This is a genomic window from Methylorubrum sp. GM97, assembly GCF_024347855.1.
Taxonomy (GTDB): Bacteria; Pseudomonadota; Alphaproteobacteria; order Rhizobiales; family Beijerinckiaceae; genus Methylobacterium; species Methylobacterium extorquens.
Window position 1 is genome coordinate 1,979,736 of sequence record NZ_AP025942.1, and the last position, 13,677, is coordinate 1,993,412.

Genomic DNA, 13,677 nt, shown 5'->3' on the forward strand with positions numbered 1-13,677 from the left:
ACGGACGGATGATGAGAGACACGCGCGCATCGCTCCTCAGCGAGGCCGAGATCCTGGTGCGCGGCCGGGGCTATTCCGGCTTCAGCTACGCCGACCTCGCCGAGGCGGTCGGCATCCGCAAGGCGAGCATCCACCACCATTTCCGCACCAAGGAAGCGCTCGCCCAGGCGCTGATCGAGGCCTACGACGCGCGCTACGACGCGGCGCTCGACGACATCTCCGGCCAGACCGCCGACGGGGTCGCCCGGATCGAGGCTTATGGCCGGCTCTATCTCGGCGGAGTTGAGCGCGGGCTCGGCTGCCTGTGCGCGGCGCTCGCCGTCGAGCTGGAGACGCTGCCCGAGGCCCTGCGCCGCGCCATCACCGCCTTCTTCGAAAAGCACATCGCATGGCTCGCCGGCGTGATCGAGGAGGGGCAGATCTCCGGCAGCGTCCGCGCCGGCCTCGACCCGCAGGCCCATGCCCGGATGATCGTGGCGACGCTGGAGGGTTCGCTGCTGCTGGAGCGGTTCCTTGCCGGGCCGGAGGGGTTCGGGCGGACGCTGGCGGCCCTGAGCGAGGGGCTGCGGCCGGTGAACAAGTCCTGATAGACTGGCGCCGGAAGGAGCGCCCGATGGACAGGATGGAGGCCATCACCCGCCTTCGCGACAGTGCCGACGCGGTGCGCACCATGGGCGCCACATCGCTCTACCTGTTCGGCTCCACGGCTCGGGGCGAGGCGCGCGCCGACAGCGACCTCGACCTCTTCATCGATTATGATCCCGCGAGCCGCTTCAACGCCTTCGACCTCGTCGGCATCAAGCTGCTGCTGGAAGACCGGCTCGGGACCGCGATCGACGTCACAACCCGCGACGGGCTGCACCCTCGGTTACGGGACCGGATCGAAGCCTCGGCGCTTCGCGTGTTCTGATGGCTCGGCGTGACTATCGCCACGCTCTGGACGACATGCTGGCTGCCCTCGACGGAATCGCTCAAGCGACGGCAGGACAGGACTTCGACGCCTTTTGCCGGAACTGGTTGCTGAAGCACGGCGTCGAGCGAGGCATCGAGATCATCTCGGAGGCGAGCCGCGCCTTGCCGGATTCCATCAAGGCACTGAGGCCTGAGATTCCCTGGCATCAGGTGCGCGCCATCGGAAACATCCTGCGGCACGAGTATCACGGCTTGTCAGCGCAGATTCTCTGGAACGTGGTCGTCGATGAGTTGCCGCGCCTGCGCATCGCCATCGAAGCGCTTCAGGCGCAGGCCGGCGATCTTCCATCCGACCCCGTTGATACAATATAACAGCCTGACGTTCCGTCACCGCGCAATCGACCCAGGCCTTCCATGTCCGATGCTTCCCCCCTCGCTGCCTCCCAGAAGATCCCGGTGACCGTGCTCACCGGCTATCTCGGAGCCGGCAAGACGACGCTGCTCAACCGCATCCTCACCGAACAGCACGGCAAGCGCTACGCCGTGATCGTCAACGAGTTCGGCGAGATCGGCATCGACAACGACCTCGTGGTCGGGGCCGACGAGGAAGTGTTCGAGATGAACAACGGCTGCGTCTGCTGCACCGTGCGCGGCGACCTGATCCGCATCATGGACGGGCTGGTGAAGCGCCGCGGCAAGTTCGACGCGATCATCGTCGAGACCACGGGACTGGCCGACCCGGCCCCCGTGGCCCAGACCTTCTTCGTCGATCAGGATGTCGGCGAGGCCGCCCGGCTCGACGCGGTGGTGACAGTGGCCGACGCCAAGTGGCTGACCGACCGGCTCGCCGACGCGCCCGAGGCCAAGAATCAGATCGCCTTCGCCGACGTGATCCTGCTCAACAAGTCCGACCTCGTCTCAGGGGCAGACCTCGACCGGGTCGAGGGCCAGATCCGCGCGATCAACCCCTGGGCCAAGATCCATCGCACCGAGCGCTGCGCGATCCCGCTCGATCAGGTGCTCGACCGCAACGCCTTCGACCTCGCGCGCATCCTCGACGTGGAGCCCGACTTCCTGGAGGAGGGCCACCACCATCACCACGACGAGCAGATGCAGTCAGTCTCGGCCAAGATCGACGGCCCGGTCGATCCGGAGAAGTTCATGCCCTGGATCTCGAACCTGACCCAGGTTCAGGGGCCGGACATCCTGCGCTGCAAGGGCATCGTCGCCTTTCCCGACGAGCCCAAGCGCTTCGTCTTCCAGGGCGTTCACATGATCCTCGACGGCGACGTCCAGGGGGATTGGGGCGCCGACGAGCCGCGCGTCTCCCGCGTCGTCTTCATCGGCCGCAACCTCGATCCGGAAGCGATCCGCGAAGGCTTTTTCGCCTGCAAGGTCTAGAGCCGTATCCGACCTGACGGCATCAGGCCGGCGGCTCTCGGTCCATGTTTTGACGCGGATTCCGACGAACCGGTGGCCCCTTCGTCGGAATGCGCTCCAGAGTGACGCGCCACGGGTCAGAAACCGCGCACGAAAAAGGGCCACCCTCGCGGGCGGCCCTTTCTTCTTGCCGATCTCCGAGCCGGCCTGCCGGCCGGATCGATTCGATCAGGGGGAAGGGTTCGGCGTCAGAGGTTGAGCAACACGTTCGCGGAACCGATCACGGTGGTCGCGAGGCCGAGCGCGAGCGCACCGATCATCCCGTAAGAAAACGCCTGCATCATCCGCATCTGTCGAAATCCTCCATTCGTATCCAATCGAAACGCTCATCGCCGATGCCGGTGCGGCGAGACGGAGAGCGTAAGAATAAGGCCTGAGAGATCATGCCCGATCCGGCCGGATCGGGCCGGGAACTCAGCAGCGGTTGCCGCCCGCGGTCTGGCCGTACTGCTTGACCGGAAAGTTCTGCTGGTTGGCGTTGCCTTCCGCGGCCGAGTTCATCGGGCAGGCCGCGTAGGACGGGCCGTCATGGACGCCGAGGGAACCGGTCCAGCCGGACGTCATCGGGATCGGGCGGGCATGGCTTTGGCTGAAGGCCAGAGCCGACGTAACCGGGGCGACACCCAGGACGATGGCGGCGACGGCAGCGGCGATACGAGTGTTCATCAATCTCTCCAACAATCAATCTCGGGATAGTCTGGCGATCCAGACCTTCCTGTTCTTCGGTAAATTGAATATGGGGAGTGATTGTCCGCAGTGACGTGCCGTGGCGCACGCGGTGAGATGGAACAACTGCGCGGCTGACTTTTTTGGCGGCGTCCCGTTAAAGTCGAGATCGGTCCGATCCAGTTGAAACTTACCGCCGGACCGCTCCTTTTATATTAGAACTATTATTCCAACAGATAGCGTGGGCACATCAGCCGTCGCGATGTGTCCGCGATGGTCGAGCGCGCCGTCTCGGATTTGTCATTCCAAATACGCTGCGCCCCCGTCCCGGGCATCGCTCGCAGGCCGCGGCGGCTGACGCCGTGCACGCACGGAACGACGATCTCAGGTTTGCCGGCAGCAACGTTCCGCACCTCGAAAGGAGCGCAGCGAGCTGCACATCCGGGGCTGTTGGTTAAAACGCAACCTTTCGGTGGTTCGATCAGCCCGGTTGAGGGGTCCGCAATCCCGCCGGGTGCCGCGTCGCGGGGCTCGGGCGGGTGGCGTGCGCGGTGCCCCGCGAGAGTTCGAGTTCGCCGATGTCTTCCATGACAGCCGCGCCGACAGGTGCGACGGCCGCCGCGTCGCCGTGGGCGGCGGGCTCGTCACCCTGGGCCGCAGGCTCATCACCCTGGGCCGCGGGCGCTTGGGGCCGCGTCCCCGCCCTGCGCGCGGTCCAGGGCCTCGCGAGCGGCCTCCACGCGGCGTTCATCTTCTTTGCCTGCTTCGCCTTCTCGGACGCCTCGCCCTACGACCTCGTGGCGATTCCGACGATCGTGCTGTGGCTGGCGCTCGGCATCCGCCTGCACCGGGGGGCGCTGCCCCTCGTGCTCCTGCTCCTCGCCTACCTCACGGCGATGGGGATCGCGCTGCTGCCCTATCTCAACGAGCCGCTGTCCGTGACGTGGACCGTGCAGCTCTTCTACCTCGCGGCCACCTGCATCTTCTTCGCGATGCTCTACGCCGACGACACGCAGGCGCGCATCGAGGTCGCGCTCAAGGCCTATACCGCAAGCTGCGTGCTCTCGGCGGGTCTCGGCATCGTCGGCTACCTGCAACTGCTCGGCATCGAGGATCTGTTCTACAAGTACGGCCGCGCCTCGGGCACCTTCCAGGACCCGAACGTGTTCGGCTCGTTCCTGACGCTCGGCGCCCTCTACCTGATCCACCGCCTCCTCTCCGGCGCGACCCGGTGGCCGATCCTGTCGCTGCTCAGCCTCGTCGTGGTGATGGCGGGCATCTTCCTGTCCTTCTCCCGCGGCTCCTGGGGTGGGACGGTGGTGGCGGTCGCCGTCATGGTCGTGGCGCTCTACACGACGAGCCGCTCGCGAGCCCTGCGGCGGCGGATCGTGACCCTCGGTCTCGTCACCATCGGCTTCGGCGCGGTCGCGCTGGCCGGGCTGCTCTCGATCGACAGCGTCGCCCAGACCTTCCAGACCCGCGCCGCGGTCACGCAGGATTACGACGAGGGCGAGACCGGTCGCTTCGGCAACCAGATCCGCGGCATGGGGATGCTGCTGGAGGAGCCGCTCGGCCTCGGCCCCCTGCGCTGGCGCCAGATCTTCAATCTGGAGCCGCATAACTCCTACATCGGCAGCTTCGCCAACGGCGGCTGGCTCGCGGGCGCCGCCTTCATCGCCCTCGTGGCGGCGACCTCCTTCGTCGGCTTCCGGCTGATGCTGCGTCCCTCGCCCTACCGGGCCTACGCGCAGATCGTGTTCCCGGCGCTGCTGATGTTCTTCCTCCAGGCGATGCAGATCGACGTGGAGAAGTGGCGCCACGTCTACATGATGCTGGGGATGGTCTGGGCACTGGAGGTAGCTCGCCTGCGCGCGGCACCCGCGCCCTTGACCCTCCTCCTCCCGCGGCGCATCGGAGGACATCCGAGCGTTGCAGCGCCGAGCGGGGCAGGCGGAGCGCGCGAGAAGAGGGTCGGAGGCCGGGGCGAGGTGTCCGGAACGAAGGTGAGGCCGTGACCACGGGAGCGGCGAGCGAGGCCGAGCGCCTCGCGGCCCTGCACGCGCTGCGCATTCTGGATAGCGATCCCGAGGCGCAGTTCGACGCCGTGTGCCGGACGGCGCAGCGCCTGTTCGGGGTCGCGATCGCCTACATCTCCCTGGTCGATGCCGAGCGGCAATGGCTGAAGGCCTGCGTCGGCATCATGCCGACGCAGACGTCGCGCGCAGGCTCCTTCTGCGATCGGACGATCGCGCAGGATGCGATGCTCGTCGTTCCCGATGCCCGCCGCGACCCGCGCTTTTCCGGTCTCGAGATCGTGACCGGCCCGCCTCACATCGTGTTTTACGCCGGCGCACCGCTGATCCTGCGGCCGGGCGTGCGGCTCGGCTCCCTCTGCCTCGCCGATTCGCAGCCACGCGACTTCACCCCGGAGGACGCGGCAGCCCTGCGCGACCTCGCCGAGATCGTGACGGCGCAGATGCGGCTGCGGCGCGACAACCTCGCCTTCGCCAGCGAGCGGGCGCTGCGGCAGATCCATGAGAGCACGATCCGCGCTCAGGGCGTGGAGATCGAGCGGCGGGCAAGCGCCAACTCCCTCCTCACCATGGCCGAGCAGATCGCTCAGGTCGGGCATTGGCGCCTCAACTTCGCCAGCGGCCAACCGATCTACTCCGAGAGTCTCCTGCGCATCGCCGGCCTCGACGCCGCGGCGCCGGCGGCCCGGCATCCCGGCCTCGCCCAGTTGTGTCATCCCGCGGATCGCGGGCGCGTCGAGGCCATCATCGCCGCGGCGATCGCGGGCGGGCAGGATTTCGAGGTCGAGACGCGGTTCGTGCGGCCCGACAAAACGATCCGCGACGTGATGGTGCGCGGCACCTGCAAGACCGACGAGGCGGGCCGGACGATCGGATTGTTCGGCATCCTCATGGACGTGACCGACCGGGTGCAGATCCGGGCGGAGATGCGCCGCAGCGAGATGCGCTACCGCAGCCTCGCCGACGCCCTGCCGCTGCTCGTCTGGACCGTCGATCCGGACAGCGGCGAGGCGACCTACGTCAACACGCGCTTCGAGGATTACTACGGCCCGATCGGCGCCGCGCGGGTGCAGCGGCTCGCCCGCAACCATCCCGACGACGCGCCCGCCATGGAGGCGGCGTGGCAGGCGGCTCAGGCCAGCGGCCAGGGCTATGACGGCCAGTGGCGCCTGCAGGCGCGGGACGGCTCCTACCGCTGGCACAAGATGTCGATTACCCCGATCCGCAACGCGGGCGACCCGGCCGGGATCACCGAGTGGATCGGCACCGCGCTCGACATCGACGAGATCGTCTCCGCGCGGCTGGCGGTGGAGGATACGAGCCGCCTGCTCGGCATCGCCCTGGAGGGCGCGGAGGCCGGCACCTTCGACTGGAACCTGCGCACCGGCATCACGGTGCTGTCGCCGGAGAGCGTGCGCCTTTACGGTCTGCCCGAGACCGGTGAACCGCGCGCCCTGTCGCCCACGGAATGGACCGCGACCATCCACCCCGACGACGTCGTCGAGGCGTGGAACCGGATCCACCACGCCGTCGATTCGCGGTCCCGCTTCATCGCGGAATACCGGGTGGGCCAGCGCTGGCTCTACACCTCCGGCCGCACCCTCTACGAGGGCGACGGCCGCCCCTACCGGATGCTCGGGCTGCATCTCGACATCACCGAGCGCAAGGCGGCCGAGGCGGCCCTGCGCGCCGCCACCGCCGAAGCCCGCGCCGCTACGGTGGAGGCCGAGCGGGCGAGTGCGGCCAAGAGCGAGTTCCTCGCGGCCATGAGCCACGAGATCCGCACGCCGCTGAACGGGATCCTCGGTTATGCCGACCTGCTTCTCGACCGCAGAGACCACGATCCGGAGGATCAGCGCCGCCTGGAGCTGATCCGCGTCTCGGGCGAGTCCCTGCTCACCGTCGTCAACGACGTTCTCGACGTCTCCAAGATCGAGGCCGGCCAACTCGAACTCGACCCGCTTCCCTTCGCTCTGGGCAAGCTGATCGAGGACACGGTCGCGATCATGCGCGGCACCGCCCTCAAGAGCGCGCTGACCGTCGAGGCGCGGATCGATCCGGATCTGCCCGCGAGCGTGGTCGGCGACGCGAACCGCCTGCGGCAGGTGCTGTTCAACCTGCTCAACAACGCGGTCAAGTTCACGCCGGCCGGCTCCGTCGTCCTCACCGCCCGCTACGAGGGCTCCGTCCCGGGCGCCGACGGCGGCACCGCGGAGGCTTTGCGCTTCGAGATCAGCGATACCGGCATCGGCATCGCGCCCTCGCAGCGGCACCGGCTGTTCAAGCCCTTCAGCCAGGTCGATGGCTCGATCAGCCGGCGCTTCGGCGGGTCGGGCCTGGGGCTCGCGATCTGCCATCGCCTCGTCACCATGATGGGGGGCGCGATCGGCGTCGAGAGCCGGGAGGGGGCCGGCTCGACCTTCTGGTTCACCCTGGCCCTGCCGCGCGCCACCACGCCGCCCGCCGCGCAGCCGGCGATCAGCCCGCATCGCCTGGAGACGGCGCGACCGGCCCGGCTCCTGCTCGTGGAGGACGTGCCGATCAACCAGACGCTGGCCCGCGCCGTGCTGGAGGTGCAGGGCTATCGCGTCGATGTGGCGGGTGACGGGAACGCGGCGATCGCGGCCGTCGAGGCCAGCTATGGCCCGGAGGAGGCCGGCACCGACCCTTACGCCGTCGTGCTGATGGACGTGCAGATGCCGGGCATGGACGGCCTCACCGCAACCCGCCGCATCCGCGCCATGACAGGCCCCGCCGCCCGCCTGCCGATCGTGGCGATGACCGCCAACGTCCTCGACGGGCAAGTGCAGGAATTCATCGCAGCGGGCATGGACGACCATGTCGGCAAGCCGTTCAAGCGGACCCAGCTCTGCGCGGTGATCGAGCACTGGCGGGTCGTCGGCGCCGAGCGGGCGCGGGAGGCGGCATCCCCAGCGCCTCCGCCCGGAGACATCCTCGGGCGTCGCCCCGAAACCGGGCCGCCGGATTTCGCGGCTCGCGGACACGGCGACGGCGAGCCGTTGCTCGACCGCGCCGCCTTTGCCGCCGTGCAGGCCGCGATGGGCCGCGAGCGCGTGCTGTCGCTGCTGTCCCTGCTCGAACTCGACCTCGAGCTGCGCTTCCTCCCGGAGGGGGCCGAGCCGAGCCGGACCGATTTCGACCGTGAGCAACTCGCCTACGACGCCCATGCCATGGTCGCCGCGGCGGGCGCCCTCGGCTTCCTCGCCCTGTCCGGGCTGTGCCGGGAGATCGAGGACGCCTGCCGGGACGGCAGCGCGCTTCCCACCCTGATCCGCCGCCTCGCGACGCTGCGGACGGATACGCTCGGAACGATCAGGGCCCTCAGGGCGGCGTGAGATGCCTCCGAGGCCTTTCCGCGTCTTGAGATCGCAGCCGCCCCGCGCCACCTGACAGCCCGTCCCGCTTCCCCGCCGAAGCCCACCGCCAGAGCCTGCCTTGCCGCCCCTCTTCGACTACGCCGCGCAAGCGGGCTCCGCGATCAAGGCCTTCGCCGAAGCCTCCAGCGATCTCCTGATTCAGCCGACGCTGAGGCTCGGCGTCACCGGTCTCGCCCGCTCCGGCAAGACAGTGTTCACCACCGCGCTGATCCACCACCTCGTGGAGGGCCACGCCCTGCCGGCCTTCGAGCCGGCTCAGGCGGGCCGCCTGCGCCGGGCCCGGCTGGTGCCGCAACCCGACGACGACGTGCCGCGCTTCCCCTTCGAGGAGAACTTTTCCGCGCTGACCGAGGCCCGGCGCTGGCCGGGTTCGACCGACCGGATCAGCCAGCTTCGCCTGGAGATCGAGTACGAGCGCGCGGGCGGCTGGCGCTCCGGCCCGGGCACGCTGATGCTCGACGTGGTGGATTATCCCGGCGAATGGCTGCTCGACCTCGCCTTGGTCGATCAGAGCTACGTGGCGTGGTCGCGCGCGACCATCGCCGGCACCCGCCGGGCCGGCCGGGCCGAGATCGCCGCGCCCTGGCTCGCGCTGATGCAGGAGCTCGACCCCGCGGCCCCCTCGACGAGGTGCTGGCCGAGCGCGCCGCCAACGCCTTCAAGGCCTATCTCGGGGCGCTGCGCGCGGGCGCGGAATCGGTCGCCACCACGCCGCCGGGGCGCTTCCTGATGCCGGGCGATCTGGCCGGCTCGCCGATGCTGACCTTCGCGCCCCTCGACCGTCTGGCCGAAACCCAGGTGCCCGGCAGCCTCGGCGCCCTGATGGAGCGGCGCTTCGAGGCCTACAAGAGTAAGGTGGTGGAGCCGTTCTTCCGCGAGCATTTCCAGCGCGTCGATCGGCAGATCGTGCTGGTCGATGTGCTCTCGGCGGTCGATTCCGGTCCGGCAGCCCTCGCCGAATTGGAGGAGGCGCTGGACGCGGTGCTGCTCGCCTTCCGGATCGGGCGCAACAGCCTGCTCTCGCGCTTCTTCGCGCCGCGGGCCGAGCGGATCATGTTCGCCGCGACCAAGGCCGACCATCTCCACCAGTCGAGCCACGACCGGCTTGACGCGCTGCTGCGCCTCCTCGTTTCGCGGGCGATGCGCCGCACTGAGGCCGCGGGCGCGCGGGTCGGCACCGTGGCGCTCGCCTCCGTCCGCGCCACCCGCGAGACCACGGTCCATGACGGCGGCGAAGTGCTCCGCGCGGTCTCCGGCACGCCGGAGGCGGGCGAGCATGTCGGCGACGAGATCTTCGACGGGCTGTCGGAGGCCGCGGTGTTTCCCGGCGAGTTGCCCGCCGACCCGCAGGCGGTGCTCGACGGCGCGGTTCCGGCGGGCTCGTTCCGCTTCCCCCGCTTCCGCCCGCCGCCGGTGAAGCCCGACGCGCTCGGCCGAGCGGGCCACCTGCCGCAAATCCGGCTCGACCGGGCCATGCAGTTCCTGATCGGGGACAAGCTGACGTGACCAACCCGCAGCGCCCGCGCGCCTTCCGCATCCCCGCCGCAGACCAGCCTCCGCCGGAGGCCGCAACCGCCGCGGCCCCGCCGCGGCCCGAGGTGCGCCTCGTCGACGAGCCCTACGAGATCGTGGACGCCGCCGACGGCGTTGCCGTGCCGGTGGCGCCCAAGCGGCGGGCGCCGTGGCTGTCGATCCTGTTCAGCGCACTCGGCGGCCTCGTCACCATCGCCGTCGGGCTCTCGCTGGAACGGCTGATCGCCGACCTGTTCGCCACCGCGCCCTGGCTCGGCGGGGTCGCGCTCGCCCTTCTCGCGGTCGCCGTGATCGCGCTCACGGCGATCGTCGCCCGCGAGGCGCTCGGCGTCTGGCGCGAGCGCAAGATCGAGGCGTTGCGCGAGCGCGCATTGGCCGCCCTCACGACCCGCGACCACACCGCGGCGCAGGGCGTGGTGCAGGAACTGCGCGGCTTCTACGCCGACCGGCCGGCGCTAGCAGGCGCCATCCGCCGGCTCGATGCGGTGGGCGACGCGATCCTCGATGTGGACGACCGGCTGGCTCTGGCCGAGGGCGAGTTGCTCTCGCCCCTCGACCGGCAGGCCAAGGCGGCCATCGCCCAGGCTGCGAGCCAGGTCTCGGCGGTCACGGCGCTCAGCCCGCGGGCCATCGTCGATGTCGCCTTCGTGGTGTTCTCCGCCGCCCGGCTGCTGCGCCGGATTGCAGCGATCTACGGCGGGCGGCCGGGCCTGCTCGGCTTCCTGCGGCTCGCCCGCGCCGCCTTCGCCCATCTCACCGTCACCGGCGGCATGGCGGTCGGCGAGGGCATGCTGCATCAGGTGCTCGGCCTCGGTCTCGCCGCCCGCGTCTCGGCCAAGCTCGGTGAGGGTGTGCTCAACGGCCTGATGACCGCCCGGTTCGGCCTCGCGGCGGTGGCCGTCTGCCGGCCCCTACCCTTCGTCCGCGTCAGCCCACCCACCGTCAACGACGTCGCCGGCCAGCTTTTTCGGACTAGCGAGCCCAAGGAATAACGCGAGTCCAAAGGGATCATCCCTTTGGCGGGGACCGGGGCGGAGCCCCAAAAGCAAGAAGCTCCCAGGCCGGGTGGCCTGGGAGCTTCTTTTCGTTACGGCTGAGTGAGTGCGGCGATCAGCAGTCGTCGCCGCCCTTCTTCTCGCCGAGCTTCTGGTCATGGCCGGCGGCGTTCATCGCGCCAACCGTGCCCGGGGCGGCCGGCTGGTCGCCGCCGGCGGTGTTCTTGGCCGAGCTGGTCTGGTCCGAGCCCGGCTTGTTGCCGACGCCCTGACCGGCGCCGACATTGTTCATCGCGCCGACGGTGCCGGGCGAAGCCGGCTGCTGGCCACCCGCGAGGTTCTTCGAACCGGCATCGGCGCCGCTGCCGGTGCTGCTGTTGGCAGCAGCGGAATCGCCGGGGGCCTTGGCGTTGGTGCTGCCCGTGTTGCACGGAGCGGCGAGCGCAGAGCCGGCGATGAAGGCGAAAGCGGTGGCGGTAGCGATGGTCTTCGTGAGCGTCACGATGGCGTCCCTCCGAAATTATCCGACCGACACTGCCGGCCGGTCTGCCCGGAGAAAGCAATTGAGGAAATTTAAGTTCCCGATTCGCCCCGGATCAAAGAAACTTTTTAGAACTGCATTCCCATCCCTGGGCACCTGCATTTGACGGAAAATCCGGCAACTCCCTGATCGGCAATACCCTATTCGGCTCCCCGGCGGATCGGCCCGACTAAAGCGGCGCGAGAAAGCCGGCCAGCCGCATCAGGCCCTCCGGCCAGGGCCCGTGCCCGCTCGCGACGTTGATGTGGCCGGCCTCGCCCGCATCCACCAGCGCCGAGCCCCAGGCATAGGCGTAGTCCTCCGCCCGCTCGTAGGTGCAGTGCGGGTCGGTGCGGCTCGCCACCAGCAGCGACGGGAAGGGCAGCGGATCGCGCGGCACCGGCGCGAAGGCGCGCACGCTCTCGGGCAGGTCGGCCCCCGCCTCGATGTCGGGGAAGGCCACCAGCAGGGCCCCCCGCACGACGCCTTCGGGGAAGCGCGGCGCGGCCTCCACCGCCGCGACCACGCCGAGGCTGTGGGCGATGAGGATCACGGGCCGGGTCGCCGCCGCCACCGCCTCCGCGACGCGGGCACGCCACGCCTCCGGATCGGGCCGGTGCCAGTCGTCCTGCGCGACGATCCGCGCGGTCTTGAGCCTGGCCGCCCAGCGCGCCTGCCAGTGCTCCTCCTCGGAGCCGGCATAGCCCGGCAGGATCAGGATGTCGCAATCGGCAGTCTTCATCGTCAGTGTTCTCGGACGGGCGGCGTCCTCACGCAACGGGCGGCGGGCCACACGGGCTCCGCCGAGAGCGTCACGCGAGCCAGTCGGGCAGGCGGTCGAGGCGGATCAGGTCGTCGTAGCTCGGGCGCGGGCGCACCACGGCCGAGCGGTCGCCGGTCACGAGCACCTCGGGCACGAGGCGGCGGCTGTTGTAGGTGCAGGCCTGGACCGCACCGTAGGCGCCCGCGCTCATCACCGCGATGAGGTCGCCCGGCGCCACCATCGGCATCTCGCGGCCGAGGGCGAGATAGTCGCCGCTCTCGCAGACCGGGCCGACCACGTCCGCCGTCAGCCGGGGCGTATCGGGCGCGGGCTCGCGCACCGGGCGCAGGGCGTGGAAGGCCTCGTAGAGCGTCGGGCGGATCAGATCGTTCATCGCCCCGTCGACGATAACGAAGGTCTTCTCGTCCGTCGGCTTCACGTAGATCACGCGGGTGACGAGGACGCCGGCATTGCCGGCGATCATCCGCCCGATCTCGAAGACGGGGCGCAGGCCGAGCGGCTTGAAATGCGGGCGCAGGATCGCGGCCAGAGCCGCCGGATCGGGCGGGGGCGCGTTGTCGTCGCGATAGGGGATGCCGAGGCCGCCGCCGAAATCGACGTGGTGCAGCCGGTGCCCGTCGGCGAGCAGATCGCGGGCCAGTTCGCAGAGCAGGCGCGCGGCATTGTCGAACGGGGTCAGGTCAGTGATCTGGCTGCCGATATGCGCATCGACGCCGACGATCTCCAGGCCGGGCAGCCGGGCGGCCCCGGCATAGACCGCGCGGGCGCGGGAGATCGGGATGCCGAACTTGTTGTCGGACTTGCCGGTCGAGATCTTGGCATGCGTCAGCGCATCGACATCCGGGTTCACGCGGATCGAGACCGGCGCCTTGCGCCCGCGCGCAACGGCGACCTCGGACAGGGCGGCGAGTTCCGGCTCGCTCTCGACGTTGAAGCAGAGGATGTTCGCGTCGAGCGCCGCGGCCATCTCCTCGCGGGTCTTGCCGACGCCGGAGAACACGATGCGCTCGCCCGGCACGCCTGCAGCCAGTGCCCGGCGCAATTCACCCTCGGAGACGATGTCCATGCCCGCGCCCTGGTGCGCGAGGGTGGCGAGCACCGCCTGGTTCGAGTTCGCCTTCATGGCAAAGCACACCAGCGCATCGTCACCCGCGAAGGCCTCGGCGAAGACGCGGTAGTGCCGTTCCAGAGTCGCGGTGCTGTAGCAGTAGAACGGCGTGCCGACGTCCTCGGCCAGCGCGGTCAGATCGACGTCCTCGGCATGGAGGCGCCCGTCCCGGTAGTGGAAATGGTGCATGTCAGGAGAATCCGCCGCCGCGCCCGCCGGATGAGGGATCGGCGCATCCGAATGCCCCCACGCGCGGTGCGCTGTCTACGTGTCTCTCACAAAACTCCG

11 protein-coding genes and 1 pseudogene are annotated in these 13,677 nt (G+C 69.7%); 8 read left to right on the top strand and 4 right to left on the bottom strand.

Annotation, left to right across the window (positions count from 1 at the left end; translation table 11 throughout):
- The first annotated feature begins 11 nt into the window (after positions 1-11).
- The 4 genes from MSPGM_RS09265 to MSPGM_RS09280 are packed head-to-tail and all read left to right on the top strand — an operon-like array spanning position 12 to position 2,313.
- A complete protein-coding gene (locus tag MSPGM_RS09265; protein WP_003602565.1) occupies positions 12-587 on the top strand; it encodes a TetR/AcrR family transcriptional regulator in 576 nt (191 codons plus the stop codon).
- A gap of 26 nt (positions 588-613) precedes the next feature.
- Entirely contained in the window at positions 614-910 is a 297-nt protein-coding gene (locus MSPGM_RS09270) for a nucleotidyltransferase family protein (protein WP_003602564.1), read from the top strand.
- Entirely contained in the window at positions 910-1,284 is a 375-nt protein-coding gene (locus MSPGM_RS09275) for a DUF86 domain-containing protein (protein ID WP_003602563.1), read from the top strand. Before MSPGM_RS09270 ends, MSPGM_RS09275 begins: the two co-directional genes overlap by 1 nt.
- A 42-nt stretch (positions 1,285-1,326) precedes the next feature.
- Positions 1,327-2,313 (top strand): CobW family GTP-binding protein, encoded by a 987-nt coding sequence (locus MSPGM_RS09280; protein ID WP_003602562.1) that lies wholly within the window; start codon positions 1,327-1,329, stop codon positions 2,311-2,313.
- A 453-nt stretch (positions 2,314-2,766) separates the two neighbouring features.
- On the opposite strand, the gene MSPGM_RS09285 is transcribed toward MSPGM_RS09280, so the two are convergent.
- On the bottom strand, positions 2,767-3,018 hold the full coding sequence (locus MSPGM_RS09285) for a hypothetical protein (RefSeq protein ID WP_003602560.1): 252 nt from the start codon (positions 3,016-3,018) through the stop codon (positions 2,767-2,769).
- 578 nt (positions 3,019-3,596) lie between these two features.
- Between MSPGM_RS09285 and MSPGM_RS09290 the strand changes: the two genes are divergently transcribed.
- From MSPGM_RS09290 to MSPGM_RS09305, 4 genes and pseudogenes are all read left to right on the top strand, one after another.
- Positions 3,597-5,033: an O-antigen ligase family protein gene (locus MSPGM_RS09290; protein ID WP_003602559.1), complete on the top strand. Its 1,437-nt coding sequence runs from the start codon at positions 3,597-3,599 to the stop codon at positions 5,031-5,033.
- Positions 5,030-8,407, top strand: a complete 3,378-nt coding sequence (locus MSPGM_RS09295; RefSeq protein WP_003602558.1) for a PAS domain-containing protein — start codon at positions 5,030-5,032, stop codon at positions 8,405-8,407. Before MSPGM_RS09290 ends, MSPGM_RS09295 begins: the two co-directional genes overlap by 4 nt.
- Before the next feature lie 232 nt (positions 8,408-8,639).
- A pseudogene (locus MSPGM_RS09300) lies at positions 8,640-9,955 on the top strand (YcjX family protein).
- Positions 9,952-10,974: a YcjF family protein gene (locus MSPGM_RS09305; protein ID WP_012752606.1), complete on the top strand. Its 1,023-nt coding sequence runs from the start codon at positions 9,952-9,954 to the stop codon at positions 10,972-10,974. The pseudogene MSPGM_RS09300 and the gene MSPGM_RS09305 overlap by 4 nt, the downstream one beginning before the upstream one ends.
- 118 nt (positions 10,975-11,092) lie before the next feature.
- Here MSPGM_RS09305 and MSPGM_RS09310 read toward each other — a convergent pair whose 3' ends face one another.
- From MSPGM_RS09310 to lysA, 3 genes are all read right to left on the bottom strand, one after another.
- A complete protein-coding gene (locus MSPGM_RS09310) occupies positions 11,093-11,479 on the bottom strand; it encodes a hypothetical protein (RefSeq protein ID WP_003597654.1) in 387 nt (128 codons plus the stop codon).
- Between the two features lie 208 nt (positions 11,480-11,687).
- Complete coding sequence (locus MSPGM_RS09315; RefSeq protein WP_003597653.1) at positions 11,688-12,239, bottom strand: RBBP9/YdeN family alpha/beta hydrolase; 552 nt, start codon at positions 12,237-12,239, stop codon at positions 11,688-11,690.
- Positions 12,240-12,309: 70 nt separating this feature from the next.
- Entirely contained in the window at positions 12,310-13,578 is a 1,269-nt protein-coding gene (gene lysA / locus MSPGM_RS09320) for a diaminopimelate decarboxylase (RefSeq protein WP_003597650.1), read from the bottom strand.
- Positions 13,579-13,677: the final 99 nt, after the last annotated feature.